General features: G+C 68.4%; 15 protein-coding genes and 1 pseudogene. 10 read left to right on the forward strand and 6 right to left on the reverse strand.

Annotated features, from left to right (window positions below; genetic code table 11):
• The first annotated feature begins 65 nt into the window (after positions 1-65).
• The 3 genes and pseudogenes from ACFWB0_RS15500 to ACFWB0_RS15510 form a co-directional block, all read left to right on the forward strand.
• The gene (locus ACFWB0_RS15500; RefSeq protein ID WP_378491347.1) at positions 66-1,148 is read left to right on the forward strand and encodes an isochorismate synthase MenF; all 1,083 of its coding nucleotides are present in this window, start codon (positions 66-68) and stop codon (positions 1,146-1,148) included.
• Between the two features lie 97 nt (positions 1,149-1,245).
• Positions 1,246-1,419, forward strand: a complete 174-nt coding sequence (locus ACFWB0_RS15505) for a DUF2613 domain-containing protein (protein ID WP_378491348.1) — start codon at positions 1,246-1,248, stop codon at positions 1,417-1,419.
• Positions 1,400-3,538 (forward strand): annotated as a pseudogene (locus ACFWB0_RS15510) (DUF3367 domain-containing protein); the annotation flags it as partial. The gene ACFWB0_RS15505 and the pseudogene ACFWB0_RS15510, both read left to right, overlap by 20 nt.
• Positions 3,539-5,643: 2,105 nt before the next feature.
• Here the strand turns inward: ACFWB0_RS15510 and ACFWB0_RS15515 are convergent.
• Positions 5,644-6,837, reverse strand: coding sequence for an acyltransferase family protein (locus ACFWB0_RS15515; RefSeq protein WP_378491349.1), 1,194 nt, complete (start codon positions 6,835-6,837; stop codon positions 5,644-5,646).
• A 190-nt stretch (positions 6,838-7,027) separates the two neighbouring features.
• Here ACFWB0_RS15515 and ACFWB0_RS15520 point away from each other — a divergent pair, with 190 nt between their 5' ends.
• Complete coding sequence (locus tag ACFWB0_RS15520; RefSeq protein WP_378491350.1) at positions 7,028-8,275, forward strand: DUF3068 domain-containing protein; 1,248 nt, start codon at positions 7,028-7,030, stop codon at positions 8,273-8,275.
• Between the two features lie 22 nt (positions 8,276-8,297).
• On the opposite strand, the gene ACFWB0_RS15525 is transcribed toward ACFWB0_RS15520, so the two are convergent.
• Complete coding sequence (locus ACFWB0_RS15525) at positions 8,298-9,569, reverse strand: polysaccharide biosynthesis protein (protein WP_378491351.1); 1,272 nt, start codon at positions 9,567-9,569, stop codon at positions 8,298-8,300.
• A gap of 154 nt (positions 9,570-9,723) precedes the next feature.
• On the opposite strand from ACFWB0_RS15525, the gene ACFWB0_RS15530 reads away from it, so the two are divergent.
• On the forward strand, positions 9,724-11,427 hold the full coding sequence (locus ACFWB0_RS15530) for a hypothetical protein (protein ID WP_378491361.1): 1,704 nt from the start codon (positions 9,724-9,726) through the stop codon (positions 11,425-11,427).
• Here the strand turns inward: ACFWB0_RS15530 and ACFWB0_RS15535 are convergent.
• Complete coding sequence (locus ACFWB0_RS15535) at positions 11,353-12,567, reverse strand: glycosyltransferase family 4 protein (protein ID WP_378491352.1); 1,215 nt, start codon at positions 12,565-12,567, stop codon at positions 11,353-11,355. The genes ACFWB0_RS15530 and ACFWB0_RS15535 overlap by 75 nt on opposite strands.
• 159 nt (positions 12,568-12,726) lie before the next feature.
• Between ACFWB0_RS15535 and ACFWB0_RS15540 the strand changes: the two genes are divergently transcribed.
• The 3 genes from ACFWB0_RS15540 to ACFWB0_RS15550 all read left to right on the forward strand — a co-directional run bounded on the left by ACFWB0_RS15540 (position 12,727) and on the right by ACFWB0_RS15550 (position 14,933).
• Positions 12,727-13,482 carry a class I SAM-dependent methyltransferase gene (locus tag ACFWB0_RS15540; protein WP_378491362.1) on the forward strand — a complete coding sequence of 252 codons (756 nt, stop codon included), beginning with the start codon at positions 12,727-12,729 and terminating at the stop codon, positions 13,480-13,482.
• A 17-nt stretch (positions 13,483-13,499) separates the two neighbouring features.
• Positions 13,500-14,402, forward strand: coding sequence for an ROK family protein (locus ACFWB0_RS15545; RefSeq protein ID WP_378491353.1), 903 nt, complete (start codon positions 13,500-13,502; stop codon positions 14,400-14,402).
• A 102-nt stretch (positions 14,403-14,504) separates the two neighbouring features.
• A complete protein-coding gene (locus ACFWB0_RS15550) occupies positions 14,505-14,933 on the forward strand; it encodes a CBS domain-containing protein (RefSeq protein ID WP_378491354.1) in 429 nt (142 codons plus the stop codon).
• A gap of 17 nt (positions 14,934-14,950) precedes the next feature.
• On the opposite strand, the gene ACFWB0_RS15555 is transcribed toward ACFWB0_RS15550, so the two are convergent.
• Positions 14,951-15,313 (reverse strand): hypothetical protein, encoded by a 363-nt coding sequence (locus ACFWB0_RS15555; protein WP_378491355.1) that lies wholly within the window; start codon positions 15,311-15,313, stop codon positions 14,951-14,953.
• A 141-nt stretch (positions 15,314-15,454) separates the two neighbouring features.
• Between ACFWB0_RS15555 and ACFWB0_RS15560 the strand changes: the two genes are divergently transcribed.
• On the forward strand, positions 15,455-16,903 hold the full coding sequence (locus ACFWB0_RS15560) for an aldehyde dehydrogenase (RefSeq protein ID WP_378491356.1): 1,449 nt from the start codon (positions 15,455-15,457) through the stop codon (positions 16,901-16,903).
• Between the two features lie 96 nt (positions 16,904-16,999).
• Here the strand turns inward: ACFWB0_RS15560 and epsC are convergent, their stop codons facing one another.
• Together epsC and cysK are read right to left on the reverse strand one after the other, a co-directional pair.
• Positions 17,000-17,578 carry a serine O-acetyltransferase EpsC gene (gene epsC, locus ACFWB0_RS15565; protein WP_378491357.1) on the reverse strand — a complete coding sequence of 193 codons (579 nt, stop codon included), beginning with the start codon at positions 17,576-17,578 and terminating at the stop codon, positions 17,000-17,002.
• An 8-nt stretch (positions 17,579-17,586) separates the two neighbouring features.
• Positions 17,587-18,522, reverse strand: coding sequence for a cysteine synthase A (gene cysK / locus ACFWB0_RS15570; RefSeq protein WP_378491358.1), 936 nt, complete (start codon positions 18,520-18,522; stop codon positions 17,587-17,589).
• 130 nt (positions 18,523-18,652) lie between these two features.
• Here cysK and ACFWB0_RS15575 point away from each other — a divergent pair, with 130 nt between their 5' ends.
• Positions 18,653-19,129, forward strand: coding sequence for a VOC family protein (locus tag ACFWB0_RS15575; protein WP_378491359.1), 477 nt, complete (start codon positions 18,653-18,655; stop codon positions 19,127-19,129).
• The last annotated feature ends 56 nt before the right edge of the window (positions 19,130-19,185 follow it).

Here is a 19,185-nt window from a genome sequence, read left to right on the forward strand (position 1 = left end):
CCGACGTCACAGAATCCCACCGCACTACATGAGGAATCGTGTGCGGGCGATATCGTCGTCTCACCATGGACGGATTCCTGCTTTCGCGCGCCGATCGCTCAGTACACGCCCTCGGAACGCGGCGCCTGTTCTCCGATGTCATTTCCGCGTCGACGGCGTTGCGCCGCGGCAAGGCCGATCTGATCGCCGGGGCGCTGCCGTTCAACCCCGACCGGCCTGCGGGGCTGACGGAACCCGAAAGCGTCGTGGTCACCGACGGACCGTGGGTAGCTCCCGTCGGCCTGCCCGACCTTCCTGCGGTGCGGATGACCGCGCAGATCCCCGTTCCCCGCGTGCATGTCGCGCGGGTGCGTTCCCTCATCGAGCGCCTCGACCTCGGCGAGTTCGAGAAGGTGGTCGCGGCGCGGAGCGTGGCACTCGAGGCCGACGAACCGATCGACCCACTGTCGCTGGCCGCGCGCATGATCGACCGGCATCCGGACGCGACGACGTACGCGCTCGACCTCAGCGCAGCGGAAGAACGGTACTGGGGTCACACCCTGGTCGGCGCGACTCCGGAACTGCTGGTCAGTGTGCGCGGCGACACCGTGACGTGCCGTCCGCTCGCAGGCACCGCCGCCCGCCGCACCGATCCGGACGCCGACCGTGAGGCCGGTGAGGGGTTGCTGGCGTCGCCGAAGAACCGGGCCGAGCACGCATTCGTCATCGACTGGATCCGGGCACGGCTTGCCCCGCTGTGCAGCGACCTCGACATCCCCGCCGGGCCGGAACTGACGTCGACTCCGGACGTGTGGCATCTCGCGACCCCGATCACGGGCACACTGCGCGATCCGGGCACCGATGCGCTCACCGTCGCCGCGGCCCTGCATCCGACGCCCGCGGTCGCGGGAACGCCCACCGAGGCTGCACTCGCCGCGATCCGGACGATGGAAGGCGACCGCCGTTTCTACGGCGGCGCGGTCGGCTGGTGCGACTCGAACGGCGACGGTGACTGGCTCGTCGCCATCCGCTGCGCCGAGATCAGCTCGGACGGACTGCGGGCCGTCGCGTGGGCGGGTGGCGGCATCGTTGCGGATTCCGATCCCGATGACGAGCTCGCCGAGACCACCGCGAAGCTGCGCACCTTACTGGGCACCATCGGACTCTGAGTGGTGGGACGGTGCGCTGCCGCCGTCCGCCCCATCCGGAGTGATACCTTGACGCGGAACCAAACGACGCGAGTCGATCGATGATGGGGAGATGGGCATGGGGAAGTTCCTTGGCGCGGGCTTGATCAGCGCGGTGGCCGGTGCCGTAGTAGGTGCCGTCGCGATATTCGGAGTCACGGCCGCGGTATCCGAGACCTCACGTCCCGAGATCGATCGCAGCGGCAACGCTGATTCGTCTCTTCTGAACCAAGTTGAGTACGGCAGCCGCTGACGGCGCCGGCAACGCTTCGAGTTCACGTACGCACGGCGCTGCGGAACCTTCCGGCGTCGAGTCTTCACCGTCCACGGAACCGCTGTCGCGGCGGTGGCTGTATGTTGTCGCCGCCGTCGCGTTCGTTCTGTCGTTCACGCAGGTCCCCGGTCTGGTCGTTGCGGATACCAAATACGACCTGACGCAGAACCCGATCGGTTTCCTCACACGGGCCGCTCACCAGTGGAGCAGTCTGGCGCCGCTCGGGCAGGTCCAGAACCAGGCGTACGGGTACTTCTTCCCGCACGGTTCGTTCTTCGCGCTCGGGCAGCTGCTGCACATCCCCCCGTGGATCACGCAGCGACTGTGGTGGATGTTGCTGCTGGTCGCGGGTTTCTGGGGCCTGATCCGGCTCGCCGAAGCGCTCGGGGTCGGCAATCGTGGCTCGCGGGTGATCGCGGCGACCGTGTTCGTGTTGTCGCCGCGCGTCCTGACGACCCTCGGATCCATCTCGTCGGAGGCGCATCCGCTGATGCTCGCGCCGTGGGTGCTACTGCCCGTGGTGCGGTATCTGAACGGGCACGAAGCGCTCTCGCACCGTGCCCTCGCCGCGCAGTCCGCCGTCGCCGTCGCCCTGATGGGCGCGATCAACGCCGTCGCCACCGCTGCTGCGTGTCTCGTCGCCGGCCTGTGGTGGGTCGCGCACCGGCCGAACCGCCGCTGGTGGCGTTTCACCGTGTGGTGGCTTCCGCTGTGCATGGTCGCGGTGACGTGGTGGTTGGTGCCGCTGCTGCTGCTCGGGAAGGTCAGTCCCCCGTTTCTGGACTTCATCGAGTCGTCCGGGGTGACCACCCAATGGACGTCGCTGGCAGAGGTGCTGCGCGGCACCAGTAGCTGGACGCCGTTCGTGTCGCCGGAACGCATCGCCGGTGCCGTGCTCGTCACCCAGCCCGCCGCGGTGCTCGTCACCGGTCTGCTCGCCGCCGCGGGCCTCGCGGGTCTGGCGATGCGGACGATGCCCGCGCGCGGCAGGTGGACACTGATCCTGTTCGTCGGTATCGCAGGTCTCGGTGCCGGATACGTCGGCGAGCTGAGTTCCCCGCTCGCCGACCAGGTTCGTCTGTTCCTCGATTCCACGGGCGCGCCGCTGCGCAACGTGCACAAACTCGAGCCGCTCGTGCGGCTTCCTCTCGTCCTCGGCCTCGCACATCTGCTGCGGTGGGTGCCGCTGCCCGGGGCGGTGCCGTGGCGGCAGGCCCGCACCGCGTTCGCGCATCCGGAACGCAACCCGATGGTCGCCTTCTCCACGTTGATTCTGGTCGCCGCGACTCTCGCGACGTCGCTCGCGTGGACTGGGAAACTCGCACCTCGCGGCGCATACGACGAGGTGCCCGAGTACTGGCACGAGACCGCGCAGTGGCTCGACGAGCACACCAGCGAACGCGGCGAACGCGCCCTGCTCCTGCCGGGAGCGCCGTTCGGCAGCCAGATCTGGGGCCTGACCCGCGACGAACCGATCCAGGCTCTCGCGTCCACGCCGTGGGCCTCACGCGACGCGGTGCCGTTGGTGCCGCCGGGCGCGATCCGGGCGCTCGATTCGGTGCAGCGGCTCATCGCCGACGGTCGCCCGTCCCCCGGACTCGCGGCGACACTGCGCGGCATGGGCATCGGGTACCTGGTGGTGCGCAACGATCTCGATCCCGAGACCTCACCCTCGGCACGTCCGGCGCTGGTACACCGGGCCGTCGAGGGATCACCGGGTATCGAGCGGGTCGCCGAATTCGGCTCGGAGATCGAGCGGGTCCAGCCCGACGACGTCGTCGCCGACGCCGACCTGCGCCCGGTGTATCGGGCGGTCGAGATCTACCGGGTCGACGAACCGGCGGACGCCCCCGTCGGGCCGTACGCGGTGGACGCCGCGTCGGTCCCCGTTGTGCAGGGCGGCCCCGAGTCGTTGCTGAGTCTGAACACCACCGACACCACCTTTGTGGGGCCGCGGGTGTTCGCGGCGGACAGTGCACGTGCGGGACGGGAACCGGACACACTGACCGTGACCGACACCCCCACCGATCGCGAAACCGACTACGGGCAGGTCGATCACCATTCGTCGACGATCCGCGCCGAGGGCGACGAACGCCGCACGCACAATCTGGTGCCCGACTATCCCGTGCCCGACACCGAACTCGTGCAGGCCGAATGGGAGGGTGCACGGATCAGTGTGTCGAGCGCGGCGTCGGACGCCACGCAGCTCGGTGGGACGTCGGTCGGCAGTGGGCCCGCCGCCGCAATCGACGACGATCCGACCACCGGTTGGCACAGCAACGGGCTCGAATCCGCACTCGGACAATGGCTGCAACTCGACCTCGACACCCCGATCGACGCGGGCATCCTGCATCTGACGACGAGCTCGGGCGCGCTGGGTGCACCGGTGAAGTGGCTCGAGGTGACCACCGACCGGGGCAGTACCGCCGTCCGTGTCGAGAAGCCGGGACAGGCGCAGACCGTGGCGTTGCCGCTGGGCACGACGTCGTGGATCAGGATCACCGCGACATACGCCGAGGGAGGTGGTCGCGGCAACCAGTTCGGGCTGTCCGAGGTCGCGCTCGAGGACCACACCGACCGCGCCGACCCGCAGTTCCTCGACATCCGGCGACGCATCGTCGTGCCAGAACCTGCTGACGGCGTGGCTGTGCGCGGCTGGGACCTCCGGCAGGAGTTCCCGGGTCGCGGCAGTTGCGTCGACACCCCCGACCGAGTGCGGTGTGCGTTCGGGTTGGCCGCCGCGCCGGAGGAACCGAACCTGTTCACCCGCACCCTGAATGTGCCTGCCGAGTCGTGGGTTACCCCGCAGTTGTGGGTGCGGGGCCGGCCGGGCCCGGCGCTCGACGATGTGATCGACCGGTCCGATCGGGTCATCGCCCGCGGTGCCGCCGACGTGGTGGATCTGCAGGGCTCGGCGTTCGCCACGACCGACGGCGATCCGCGCACCTCGTGGACCGCGGAGGAGAGATCCCTCGAGTCCGGTGCGCCGCATCCCACTCTCACCCTCGAGTTGCCGTCGCCGCAGGTGGTGACCGGTCTGGATCTCGCGACATCGGTGGGGGCGCTCCCCGCCGCACCCACCCGGGTCGCGGTGAATCTCGGTAACGGCCCGCAGGTCCGGGAACTCGGTGAGGACTCCACGGCGACATTCGGTGCCGATGGCACGGCGATCGAGCTGACACCGCATCTCACCGACAGGGTGCAACTCACCATCGTCGATCACGTCGACACGATCGATCGCACCATTCTCGGGTTCGCGAAGGAGACGCCGCCGGGGCTCGCCGAGATCACCGTTCTCGGCGAGGACGGTCCGATCGGCGCGCAGGATCCGGTCTACGACAAGGCCGTCACCGTCGGATGTGAGTCCGGACCGGTGATCACCATCGACGGACGCAGTTACCGCACCTCGGTCACCGGCACCGTCCGCGATCTCGCGGAGGGCGCGGAGGTGCCCGCCGCCCTGTGCGACACCGACACCGTCGGAATGTCGGCGGGCCGGGTCGACGTGGACGTCGAGCCTGGCACCGCGTTCGTGGCCTCGAGCCTGCAGTTACCCCTCGTGGGTGCGGAATCGCCTCGTCCCGATCCGGTGGAACTCGAGACGCGGACATGGACCGAGAACCTGCGTGAAGTGCAGGTGCCCGCGTCCGATTCGGAGCAGCTGATCGTGGTGCCGGAGAGCACGAACATCGGGTGGACCGCATCCGCGCCGGACGGTACCGAGTTGACGTCGATCGTCGTCGACGGGTGGCAGCAGGGTTGGATCGTTCCCGCAGGGACGGACGGCATCGTCACCCTCGAATTCGCGACCGATCGCTGGTACCGCCTGGGCATCTTCGGTGGCCTGCTGCTCCTTCTCCCTCTGTTCGCCCTCGCGTTCCTGCCCCGCCGTTTTCTGCCCAGCCGTCTTCTGTCCCGCCGACCGATAGCCGACGCCGGTCCGGCACCACGGACGTGGCATTCGACCACGGTCGGTCTCGTCGGGGTGGCGGCCGCCTCGGTCGTCATCGCCGGCTGGGTGGGTGTCGCAGTGGCGGCTCTGGGGACGGCAGGTGTGGTCGCGGCGTCGGCACGGTGGGGTTCGACGGCGGCGTCGCGGATCCTCGTCGGCGTCGCAGGCGGGTCGACGATGTTCGCTATGGCCCTGCTGTCGACGGGGCCGTGGCGCTCACCCGACGGCTACGTCGGGCATTCGTTCCTGATTCAGTTCGCGGCGCTGGTGGGGCTGGTCGCGGTCGGGGTCGCGGCAGCAGGCACAGCGGCGGTGCCCGGGGTACGGCGTCGGCGTTCCCAGCGGCGGAACGCGCGCCGAGCCGGTTCTTCGACGAATGCGTAACTCGCGGACGCCACCCCGACACTCAGCACGACCGTCACGACCAGCACGAACCAGAAGCGCCCTTGGAACGCGGGGATTCCGAACACCGGCATGACGATGGCGAGCACGGCGAGATGCCAGATGAAGATGCCGTACGACCAGCGACCGATCGTCAGGGCGAGCGGGCTTCCCAGGATGCGATGCTCTGTCCGCGGCGCGAGCACGATCGGAGCAAGCAACGCGAAACTCAGGACGGTACCCAGCACGATCTTGCCGTTGTACTCCCACGGCTCGAGGGTGGTGAGGGTCTCCGGACCTGCGAGCGGCGTGGTCGCGAGCCCGAACGCGACGAATGCCACGACCGCCATGATGCGTCGTCTTGCCGCGAGCCGGTGCACCCAGGTGGGCGGATGCACCACGAGTTCGGCGAGGATCAGGCCCGCCGCGAACCATGGGACGTAGCCGGGCAACCAGTTGTCGTGATTGATGTGGTCCTGTGTCGGGACGGGGAGCCACACCCATGCCAGCGACAGCACGGCCGCGCTCAGCAGGATCGGGATCCGGAAGCGGGCGGCGTCACCGCGCAGACGACTCACCGACCAGGCGATCAGAGGCAGCGCCATATAGAAAGCCACCTCCACCGACAGACTCCACATCTGAGTGAGGCCCTCGGTGAGGGTCAACGGAACGAATACCTGTACCAGAGCGAGGTTGGCCCACCACACCGTCAGGCCTCCCCCTGCGCCGGGAAGCAGCCAGAGGATGAGGATCACCGCCACCCAGTAGGCGGGCAGAATCCGGGCGGCGCGCGAGAGGAAGTACCGACGCGTCGACGGCCGCTCGCCCACTCCACGCGCGGCCGCGGCGTGCGGTCGCCACAGCAGGAACCCCGAGAGCGCGAAGAACAGTGCCACCGCGAGATCGAAACGGCCCCACACCCTGCCGATCCACGGATCCTGGATCGCTCCGGTCTGGAATGCGACGTGGGTGATCAGTACACCCACGGCGGCGACTCCTCGCACACCTTCCAGCGCGGGGAAGAAACCTGTCGAGGAGCGGGACGAAATGTCGGGAGCGGTCATCGTCGACCAGTGTGCCGTGTAGTGGCCGATTGGAGAAGTGTGGCCTCGCGGCGTGCGGTCGCGCATCACCGAACCCCGGGCTGTTAGTGTCTGGGCTCACGTGGTGTTCGTGGGTCGGATGCCAGACGATCCGTGCAGCCCTGCTGCCGGTGGGGGTACTCGATGCAACCGTTGAGTGAGGAGATACAGCATGGCTGAGCGTTCCAGCTCGGGCCGGATACTGGCGATGATACTCGTGGGCCTGGGGGCATTCCTTCTGGTCGTCGCGATTCTGATTCCGACCTACACGGTCGGGAAGATGAAGAAAACGCCGCTCGACCTCGAGGTGACCACAATCGCCGAAGGCACCGGCGACATTCTGAATTCGCGTGCACTGCTCGCCGGCAACGCCCAGGTCGACACCGACGTCCCGATCGTGGCTCAGCGCTTCGTCACGGTCGAGGACCCGGCGAACGCCGAGATCATGACGCTCCAGGCCGGTCAGACGGTGCGCCGTCTCGACATGCAGGGCGACACCGGGTTGGTGTCCGCGATCGTCGACCGCCTCACGATCGACCGGGTGTCGTCGATGCCGGTGTCGAAGGAGGAGTACCCGGATCGCGTGAGCACGATCCAGACGTCCGCGGATTCGCCGGGCGAAGAGATCGACAACCGCGAAGGTCTGCAGTACAAGTTCCCGTTCGATGTCGAGCAGGAGTCGTACCCGTACTACGACATCAATGCGCGTGAGACCTACCCCATCGACTTCGTCGGTGAGGAAGAGATCAACGGCATGCCCGTCTACCGCTTCACGCAGGAGATCGGCCCGGTCGACATGTCGGAGGCCGACCCGAGCGTCCCGACGTACAAGCTTGAACTGCCTGCCTCGACGTGGGGAGTCGGTGAAGGCGACGAGCCCATCGAGATGACCCGCTGGTACAACAACGTCCGCGACCTGTGGGTCGACCCGATCACCGGTGTCGTCGTCAAGGGTCAGGAAGCACAGGACCAGTACTACGCACGTGAGGCGGACACTCCCGAGGTCACCGTCCTCAACGTGACGCTGCCGTTCGACGAGCCGACCATCGAGTTCCAGCTCGAGCAGGCCCGCGACGGTCAGGATCAGCTGTCGCTCTTCGGCAGGACGCTGCCGCTCATCGCCGGGATCATCGGCGTCATCCTGCTCATCGTCGGCTTCGTCCTCGGTCTCCGCGGTGGCGGAAACGGTGGTCGCCGTGCCGCCGCGACGGGCCGCCCGGCTCCCGCCGGTCCGGCCTCGGCCGCAGCAGCGGGTGCAGGTGGTGCGCATGCCGCCGACACGCGCGACTACACGGACGACCGCACCGAGGTCATTCCGCGCTCCGATCTCCCGCAGGAGCCCGAACAGCGTGACTGGACGACCGACCGGACGCAGGAAATTCCGCGCACAGACCTGAACAAGCCCCCCACTCAGGACTGATCAGCACCGCACGAACGCCGCCTCACACCTCACGGTGCGGGGCGGCGTTCGCGTGGTCGAGCCGAGAAGTCTTCGCCGCCGCGGAAGCCCCGCGGACAGCGAGGACGGACACCACCGCGGCCGTGACGGCGGCGACTCCGACGGCCACCGCGATGAACTGCTCCATCGTCGACGCGACCGTCGCCATCAGCACGGCCTCGACCGTGAGACCCACCCACGCGACACCTGCCAGAGAGGTACGGTCCCCGGCGATCGCAGACAGCAACGCACCCTGCAGCACCGCGAGGCATGCTCCCTGCAGCGCGAACAACCACAGCAGGGACTGGACGGGTACGTAGGCGTCGCCCACGAGAAGCGGCACGACGGGCGCGCAGAGGGCCGCTGCCGCGACGAGCGCGGCGCCGAGTCCTACCAGCACCGCAAGCGCCGAACGCACCGCGGACGCCGAGTCCGCCGGGTTCGCCATCCGCGGGTACAGCACCACCCCCACGGCCTGGGGCAACCAGAACGCGACCTTCGTCGCGACCGCGCCGAGCGCATAGAGACCCGCGGAGTCGGCATCGAGCAGCATGCGCGCAAGCAGCAGGTCTAGCGACGTCAGCGCGATCAACGCGAGTTGGACCTGCGACGCGCGCAGCACCGCCGCAGCGCCAGGTATGTGGGGCCCAGCGTCCGCCCCTCCCGCAGGGTGTCGGGGTTCGCCGCGGCCCACGAACAGCGCGGCGGCCACCGCGACCACCCCCGTCCCCACGGCGCCTGCGAGCAATGCCGCACCCGCGCCGCCCCCCGCGGCAAGCACCCCGACGGCGGGGACGACCTTCGCGATCCCGGCGGCGGCGAGGACGACACTCAGCGCCGCGAACCGGGCGCGTCCCTGCAGCAGTCCCTGTTCGGTTGCGAGAAGCACCAGCAGCGGCGCGGTCACCAGCGACCCGAACGCGCCCGCGATGCTCGTGTCCAGCGCCCACGACACCACCGGCACAAGGGCCAGTGCGACGACGGCAGCGATCAACGCGCATCGGTAGCCGAGGCGACGCAGCACCGCGGTGTCCGCTCCGTGCACGGCTTCACGCGCAATGACGGTCTGCAATGCCAACGCCGGGACGGCGAGCACCAATTGGGCCGCGAGCAGGCTCGCGAACTCCCCGTACCCTGCGGGTCCGAGCCATCGTCCCGCAGGCAGATGCAGCAGGTAGGACGCGATGTTGGCGGTCATGGCACCGAGGGTCACCATCGTCATTCCTGCCACCGCGGTTCCGGTTCCGGAGCGGCGCGGCGTGTTCTCTGGCGGCATCCGCCCATCCTCGCACCCGTGCGCACCGTAGTCTGCGGCCATGTCCACGCAAGGTTTACATCGCCATCGCGCGACGACACGCGGGCAGACTCTCGCGCCGACGGTCGTTCCGGCGCTGTGGTCGCTCGCCTTGACCGTCGTCGTGCTCGGTCCGATGTTCACCTCCCCCGGCTATCTGCTGCTGCGCGACGCGGTGAGCACGCCCCGCTCGTACCTCACCGATTCGGCGCTGGGATTGTCCGACGCCGCGGCCCGCGCGGTTCCGCAGGATGCGTTGCTTGCGTGGGTGACGACCGTCGTCGACGGCGGTGTCGCGGTGACCGCGATCCTCGCCGCGTCACTGTGGGCGGCGGGATTCGGTGCGGCGCGGCTCGTTTCGGTCCTGCTACCCGGTTCCGGTGTGCCCGCGCAGGTGACGGCGGTGACCGTCGCGATCTGGAATCCGTACGTCGGGGAACGGTTACTGCAGGGGCACTGGAGCCTTCTCGCGGGGTACGCCGCACTGCCGTGGGCGGTATGCGCGGCAGTCGCGGTGCGGCGACATACGAGTGGCGGATGGTGGGCACTCGCATTCTGGCTCGGGGTCGCGGGACTGACCCCGACCGGTGTGCTGCTCGCCGGGTCGACCGCGGTCGTGGTCCTCGCGATGCCCGGTGGCCGCGTGTCGCGGGTGGGACGGCTCGCAGGCGGCGTCGCGCTGATCGTGGCGGTGTCGGCGCCGTGGCTCGTCGCAACCGCGCTGTCCGGCGGTGGCACCGAAGCCGACCCAGCGGGGGTGAGCGCGTTCGCGGCCCGCGCGGAGCCGCTGCTGGGCACGATCGGGTCGGTCGCCGGTCTCGGCGGCATCTGGAATGCCGATGCGGTACCCGAGTCGCGCACGACACCGTGGGCGCTCGTCGGGACCGTTCTGCTGCTCGCGGTCGTCGCGTGCGGGCTGCCCGCGCTGTGGCGTCGACGCCGGCACCCGGTGGTCGTCGCGCTCGCGGTCGTCGCGGTCGTCGCGGTGCTCGGCCCGGTGCTCGGCGCCACCGCGCCGGGTCTGCGGCTCGGGGAGTGGGCGATGGTGCACGTCCCCGGGGCCGGGTTGCTGCGCGACACCCAGAAGTGGGTGGCGCCTGCGATGCCGCTCTATGCACTGGCCGCAGCCGCCGGAATCGGTGCACTGCGCCGTCATTTCACTCCCGACCGCGCACGCAGCGACATCGCGTGGGCGGCGCTGTCGATCGTCGCAGTGGTGGGTGCGCTTCCCGATCTCGCGTGGGGTGTCGGCGGCCAGGTCCGGCCCGTCCAGTACCCCGATGGGTGGCAGCGGGTCGCGAGCATCGTCACCGTCGACGCGGGGGACGTCGCGGTGCTGCCCGCGGGCATGTTCCGCCGGTTCGAGTATTCCGGCCCGGTGCCGGTCCTCGACCCCACGCCCCGCATGGTGCGCGCCGACGTGTTGCAGACCGGCACCCTCATCGTCGAAGGCGGCGCGGTCGGTGGTGAAGGGAGTCGTGCCGTCGATGTCGAACAGCTCCTGCTCGGCGGCGCGGATCCCTCCGAGCTGGCGGCCCGGGGCGTCGGGTGGGTCCTCGTCGAGCACGGCACCCCCGGAGACGACGGCCTGTCGGAGGAGACCCTCGACATGCTCACCCAGGTCTACGGCGACAACGACCTGACGCTGTATCAGGTCGACGGCGCGTGGGTGCGGGAGACGCCGGACCGGACCGTGGCGATCCTCGCGCACGTGCTGCTGGTGCTGGTGGTCGCGGCCGGAGCAATCGGCATGCTCGGAACCCGCCTACATGCCCGCATATCGGAGCTGCTCCGCGCCGTCGCTGCTTCCTTCCGCCGCAATCCGGGGAAACAGACCTGACGCCCGCTGACCCGACGCGACGCTGGTCAGCACCTCGAACACACCGGTACCGGTTGCCTCCCAAGAGAACTCACCAGCCCTGATCCGGGCCTTGTCGCCCAGCTCGGTGCGACGCTCGGCATCACCGAGCAGTTCGGCGACCGCGGCGGTGAGGTCGTCGGCGGAGTCGACGAGGACTCCGGTGACGCCGTCCACGATCGAGTCCGTGAGGCCCTTCGAACTGCGATATCCGATGGTCGGGACACCGTGCTGGGCAGCCTCGATCACTGCGAGTCCCCAGCCTTCCTTGCGGGAGGGCATCACGTGCAACCAGGACCGCGCCAGCACCTCGTGCTTGCGGTCTTCCGAGACGTGGCCGTGGAAGGTGACGGCATCCTCGATGCCCAGATCTGCAGCGACGTCGCGCAGGTTCTGTTCCCACCAGCCGCCACCGACGACGTCGAGGTGCAGACCGGGGATGCGGCCACGCAACGCTGCAACCGCGCCGAGTGCATCCTCGATCTGCTTGTGCGGCACGAGCCGCGACAGCACGCACACGCTCGGATGCGCGGTACGGGTGTGCTCACCGCCGGGTGCGACCCCGGTGGGGATGTCGTCGGCGCCGTTACGGACCACCGCGATGCGGTCGTGGCCGACGCCGAGCATCCGCAGTTCGTCCGACGACGGCAGCGACACCGTCAGGTACTGGTTGCGGCGATGCACCCGCGGCGACACCGTGGATTCGATCCACCAGCCCAGTTTCGCCATCGCGCGGCCCGCGACGGGCCACTGCTCGCGGTGGCAATGGTGCACGAGCACGGTGACGGGGGCGCCGGCAACGAATCGGGAGAAGAACGGGATGCCGTTCTGGGTGTCGATGACGGCGTCGGGGCGGATGCCCTTCAACGGGCCGAATCCGAGACGTCCGGCGGCGATCGCGGCGAGCGCTCGAGGGTACACACCGAGACGGCCACCACCTCGGCTCACGTCGATACCGTCGATGCTGTCGCGCTTACTCGCCCCGGGGTACGACGCGGTGCGCAGCGTGACCTTGATGCCGCGGGCGGCGAGTTGCGCACCGACCTGCTCGAGATAGCGCTCGCTGCCACCTCCTTGCGGGTGCCCGCTATCGCGCCAACAGAGCAGCAGAACCTCCCGCACGCGGATAACCCCCCGGTGGTAGCGCACACGTCCGTGTCGGACGCGATGGATGTCACGGACACAGTAGCGGGTGCGCGAGGTGGAGCACGAGCACGACGGAGTCGCGGCCGGGCACTACTGTGGTTCGACGTGCCATTCACGACCACGTCCGATCCCCGTGTGACCCGACTGTTCGAGCGTCGCGCCACCCTGCGGCGTTCCATCGGCCTGCTCGGCAGTTTCCGTTTCGAGCAGACCGCACCCGACAGGTTCTACGGCGGTCTCGCCCGCGACACCGTCGACCTCGTCGGTGATCTCTACACGGGGTTGACCGGGGATTCTCTTGCGGGCACCACCGTCGTCGACGTCGGAGGTGGGCCCGGCTACTTCGCCGACGCCTTCGACGAGGCGGGGTCGCGGTATGTGCCGATCGAGCCGGACCCGTCCGAGATGCACGCGGCGGGACTGCAGGTCGGTGGCGCGATCCGCGGGTCGGGTCTCGCGCTGCCGCTGCGCACCGGGTCGGTGGATGTGTGCGTGTCGTCGAATGTCGCCGAACATGTCGCGCAACCGTGGGTGATGGCCGACGAGATGCTGCGGGTGACGCGACCCGGCGGGCTGATGGTGCTCTCGTACACGCTGTGGTGGGGGCCGTTCGGTGGACACGAGACGGGTCCGTGGCACGCGTTCGGCGGCGAGTACGCAGCACGGCGCTATGCCCGTAAGCACGGGAAGGAACCGAAGAACCGCTACGGCCTGTCGCTGTTCGACGTGGGCTGCACCGAGGGGCTCCGCTGGGCCCGGTCGACGCCCGACGGTGAACTGCTCGCCGCATTCCCCCGGTATCACCCGCGGTGGGCGTGGCCGCTCGTTCAGGTGCCGGGTATACGAGAGTTCCTGGTGAGCAACCTGGTGCTCGTGCTGCGCCGACGCTGATCACCTAATCTCACGAGATGACCGCATTGGCTCTCGACGTGGGTGGCACGAAGTTCGCTGCGGCATTCGTCGCGGACGACGGAACACCCGTCGAGCCGAAGACCGTGCCCGTACCCGCGACCTCGGTGTGGGACACCTGCGCCGCGCTGCTGCGCGAGGTCGCCGATACCGAACCGATCACAGCTGTGGGGATCGCGTCGGCAGGGCCCGTCGATGTCCAGGGCGGGACCGTCGCGCCCATCAACATGCCCGAATGGTCGCGAGGATTTCCGCTGGTGGAGGCTGTGCGCAGCCTGTTCCCGAACGCGCGCGTCGCATTGGCGATGGACGGCGCTGCCGCGACGTTGGCCGAGCAGCGATTCGGTGCCGGTCGCGGGACGGACGATCTGCTCGGGGTGGTGCTGGGCACCGGAATCGGCGGGGGCATCGTGCTCGGTGGTCGCCTCGTGTCCGGCCGCACCGGAAACGCCGGGCACATCGGCCACATGGTCTCGGCGTACGGCTCAGAGAGGTGCGCGTGCGGCGGAGCGGGCTGCATCGAGACAGTGTCCAGCGGGACCGCCGCGGTGAAGTGGGCGCGGGCACGCGGCTGGGGAGGCAGGGACGGCGCGGCGCTCGCGGCGGATGCGCAGGCAGGAAGCGGTGTCGCAGCGGCGGCACTCGAGCGCGCGGGCACCGCGCTCGGTCAGGTCATCGCGTCGGCAGCGGCACTGACGGACGTGTCGCTCGCCGTCGTCGGCGGTGGGTTCGCGCAAGCGGGGACGCCGCTGTGGCGTCCGATGCTGGCATCCGCGGCGCGGCAGGCCCGTCTGGGGTTCATCCGGGATCTGCGGATCGTGCCTGCCTCGCTGGGTGCACTGGGGACACTCGCCGGTGCCTCCGCGCTCACAGCCTCCGCACTCACGCTGGGTCACGAATAGGTAACCATTCGGCGGCGCACGGGTCCCGAGGACCTACCCTGACTGGACCAGCGCTACCTCGACAAGCCCAACGGGCCCGGTGGGACGGATCGGTGGTATCCGATGAGGATTGCCGAAATTTTGCGGAACAAGGGTTCGGCGGTGCAGACGGTTCCCCCGGGAGCCACGGTCTGTGAGCTGCTCGGGGATTTCGCACGCCACAACATCGGGGCGATGGTCGTCGTCGACGGTACTGCCGTCGTCGGTATCGTCACCGAGCGTGACATCGTCCGGCAGCTCCACGAGCGGGGGCCGTCGATACTCGTCGCCACAGCATCCGAGGTCATGACGGCCGATGTGGCAACGTGCCTGCCCACCGACAGCGTGGACAGTCTGGCCGAGACCATGACCGAGCGACGCATCCGGCACCTGCCGGTGGTGGTCGACGGACATCTGGTGGGGATCGTCAGTATCGGCGACGTGGTCAAGAGCCGGATCGACGAACTGCAGGCCGAACGCGACCAGCTCCGGTCGTACATCCATCACGGCTGACGCCGGCCTGCATCGGATCACTCGGCCGGGCGGTCGAGCACGCTCACGCTCATCCCGAACGGCAGGAATCGCGCCGACCGCGCCGGGTCGACGTTGCCCTTGAGACTGCGGAGCGCGTCCAGCTCCGAGGGGTACACCTGGTCGATGCGGGCGACACCGTCCGCGTCCGCCGTGTAGACGACCCACACGCCGTCCCCCGCGTCGCCGGTGGTCTCGGGTCGCGGCTGCTGCTGTGGCTGTGGCTGTGGCCCTGCAGGCGCGATGGGTTGTTCGAGGAAAGCGAAGATCCGGTCCTTGAAATCGCGCAGCTCTTCCCCGGCCTCACGGACGACCCGGTCGATGTCGTCGGGGTCGAACCCGAACGGATTGTTCTCTGCCATGTCTGCTCCTGACGGTCGGCATCCTCCAGTGTGGGCATCACTGCGCCGCCGCGCCACCATCGGCACGGATGCACCCTTTCGCAAATGTGGAACGTGTTCTAGTGTCGGGGTGATCCGGCGTGAACTGACGAGGGGTGAATGATGACCGACTACGACAAGGTGTTCATCGGCGGCACATGGGTGGCGCCGTCGACCGACGAGAGGCTCGAGGTGTTCTCCCCGGCCACGGAGGAACGGGTCGGTTCGGTACCCGTCGCCGGACCGAAGGACGTCGACGCCGCGGTCGCCGCGGCACGCACCGCCTTCGACGACGGACCGTGGCCGCGCATGACCCCGGCCGAACGCGCGCAGGTGATCGGCAAAGCCGCGGCGCTCCTCGAGGAACGCGGTGCTCAGATCGCCGAGATCGTCTCGTCCGAGATGGGGCAGCCCGCCGCGTCGGTGCAGATGATGCAGATGACGCCGTCGCTGGCGACACTGAACTTCTATGCAGGACTGGCAGATTCGTTCCAGTGGGTCGACGAACGCAACGGCCCCTTCGGACGGACGCGGGTCACCCGCGAACCCGTCGGCGTGGTCGGCGCAGTCATCGCGTGGAATGTGCCGTTGTTCCTGTGCGCCAACAAACTCGGTCCCGCACTGCTCGCCGGTTGCACCGTGGTCCTCAAACCCGCACCCGAATCACCGCTCGCTGTCAACGTGATCGCCGAGATCTTCGCCGAGGCAGGCCTCCCCGAAGGTGTGCTGTCGGTCGTGCCCGGCGGCGCCGAGACCGGTGAACATCTCGTCTCACATCCCGACATCGACAAGATCACCTTCACCGGGTCCACCGCGGTCGGCAAGCACATCGGCCAGATCGCGGCGCGCAACCTCAAGCGTTGCTCGCTCGAACTCGGCGGCAAGTCCGCCGCGATCATCCTCGACGACGCCGACCTCGATTCGACCATCGCGATGCTCGTCATGTCCGGCCTGATGAACACCGGCCAGGCCTGCGTCGGCCAGACCCGCATCCTCGCACCGCGTTCACGCTACGACGAGGTCGTCGAGAAGATCGTCGCCACCGCCGCGTTCTTCCCCGTCGGCCCGCCGTCCGACGAGGCCGCTCAGCTCGGCCCCCTGATCTCCGCCAAGCAGCGCGACCGCGTCGAGGACTACATCAAGAAGGGTCTCGACGAGGGCGCGCGCCTCGTGCTCGGCGGTGGCCGACCCGCAGGTCTCGACAAGGGCTACTTCGTCGAACCCACCGTCTTCGCCGACGTCGACAACTCGATGACCATCGCCCGCGAGGAGATCTTCGGGCCGGTCCTGTCGGTGCTGCCGTACGACAGCGTCGACGACGCCATCAAGATCGCGAACGATTCCGAGTACGGCCTCGCCGGTTCGGTGTACACCACCGATGTGGAGAAGGGCCTCGACGTCGCATCGCGGGTCCGCACGGGAACTTACGGAATCAATTGGTACGCATTCGATCCCGGCTCACCGTTCGGCGGATTCAAGAACTCCGGCATCGGTCGCGAGAACGGCCCCGAGGGACTCGAGGCGTTCTGCGAGACCAAGTCGGTGCTGTACCCGCCCGGCTACCAGGGCTGAGTCTCGCCAGTCGGTGACCGAGTAGACGCTCGAAATGACGGTGGGTGTACCGATATTCGGTACACCCACCGTCATTTCAGGCACTTTCGTACGAGCTCAGATGTACATCGCCGGGTCGATGTAGGTGGTCGGATCCACCAGCGGCTCATGCTTCTTCCGCGACCGGACCGTCGCGGGGATCCCCGTCGCGATCGAATCGGCAGGCACATCGTGCGTGACGACCGCATTGGCTCCGATCGCGCTGTCGTCGCCGATCACGACCGGTCCGAGAACCTTCGCTCCCGCACCGACCGTGACGCGATCACCGAGCGTCGGATGCCGCTTCTCCTTTGCGAGCGACCGGCCACCGAGCGTCACACCGTGATACAGCATGACGTCGTCGCCGACCTCCGCCGTTTCCCCGATGACCACACCCATACCGTGGTCGATGAAGAAGCGCCGGCCGATCGTCGCGCCGGGATGGATCTCGATTCCCGTGAGGAACCGGGTGAACTGCGACAGGATCCGCGCCGGCCCCTTCAGTGCGGGCACCGCCCACATCCGGTGCGCAATGCGATGCGACCAGATCGCGTGCAACCCGGAGTAGACGACCGCGTTCTCCACATCGCTGCGCGCAGCAGGGTCATGGCCGCGCGCAGCCTGCAGATCCTCGCGGAGAGTACGGAAAATGCTCACGGCGACGATCAGTCCCGAATGTGCTCGAACAGCGGCGTCGAGATGTAGCGCTCGCCGAAGTCGGGCACGACCACGACGATCAGCTTGCCTGCGTTCTCCGGACGCTTGGCGATCTCGAGAGCTGCCCACACGTTCGCACCTGCCGACACGCCGCCGAGGATGCCCTCGTCGGTGCCGAGCGCGCGACCGATCTTCACGGCGTCGTCGAACTGGACGTCGATGATCTCGTCGTAGATCTCCCGGTCGAGGACCTCGGGAACGAAGTTGGCGCCGAGGCCCTGGATCTTGTGGGGTCCGGGGTTGCCGCCGGTGAGGATCGGCGAATCGGCAGGCTCGACACCGACGATCTGCACGCCGGGCTTGCGGGCCTTGAGGTTGCGGCCGACGCCGGTGAGTGTGCCACCCGTACCGATGCCCGCGACGAAGATGTCGATCTCGCCTGCGGTGTCGTTCCAGACCTCTTCACCGGTGGTGTCGTGGTGGATCTGCGGGTTGGCGGGGTTCGCGAACTGGCTCGCCGACACAGCGTTCTCGGTCGACTCGACGATCTCCTTCGCCTTCGCGACCGCACCGGCCATGCCCTCGGCACCCGGCGTGAGGACGATCTCGGCGCCGTAGGCGCGGAGCATGACGCGACGCTCGGTCGACATCGTCTCCGGCATCGTCAGGATCACCTTGTAGCCGCGCGCAGCGCCGACCATCGCGAGCGCGATACCGGTGTTGCCGGAGGTGCCTTCGACGATGGTGCCGCCGGGCTTCAGTTCGCCGGACTTCTCGGCGGCGTCGATGATCGCCACGCCGATGCGGTCCTTGACGCTGTTGGCCGGGTTGTAGAACTCGAGCTTGGCGGCGACAGTTGCGCCGAGGCCCTCGGTCAGTCGGTTGAGTTTGACGATCGGGGTACGACCGACGAGTTCGGTGACATTGTTGTAGATCCCGCTCATAGCTGATCCTCTCCCGGCCACCAACGACCGGCTGTGGTGTGCGATATACCTATTGCATCATGTTGCCCACTACGCACCCTGTCGGGTTCCTTCAATACAGGGACGGCCCTCAGGTCCAACACTGGGAAACATGACGAATTCCGTGAATCCCATTCCCGAGGGCTACACCACTCTGACGCCGTTCCTCGTCGTCGACGGCGGTGCGAAAGCGATCGAGTTCTACATCGCCGCATTCGGTGCGAGACTCGTCGACCGCATGGACGGGCCCGACGGTGCCGTGATGCACGCCGAACTCGACTTCGGCAACGGACGCCTGCAGCTGAGCGACCCGCACCCGTCGATGGGCCTGCATGCCCCGGACGGCACGAACAACGTCAACCATTCCTACGTGCTGTACTGCGCGGATGTCGACGCCACCTTCTCTCGCGCCGTGTCGCTGGGGGCGCACGTGTTCGAGGAACCGTCGACGTTCGTCACCGGCGATCGCTTCGCCTCCGTCCTGGACCCGTTCGGACACCGCTGGGCCGTGATGACGCGCGTCGAGGATGTCTCTCCGGCCGAGGCGCAGCGTCGGCTCGACGAGTGGGCGGCCACGCAGAACGTGTGAACAATATAAGCCGAATGCCACCTTCGGTCAGTTGAACTGCTGTCTCTTATACACAT

Origin of the sequence: Rhodococcus sp. NPDC060086 (assembly GCF_042730275.1) — a bacterium.
Taxonomy (GTDB): Bacteria; Actinomycetota; Actinomycetes; order Mycobacteriales; family Mycobacteriaceae; genus Rhodococcus.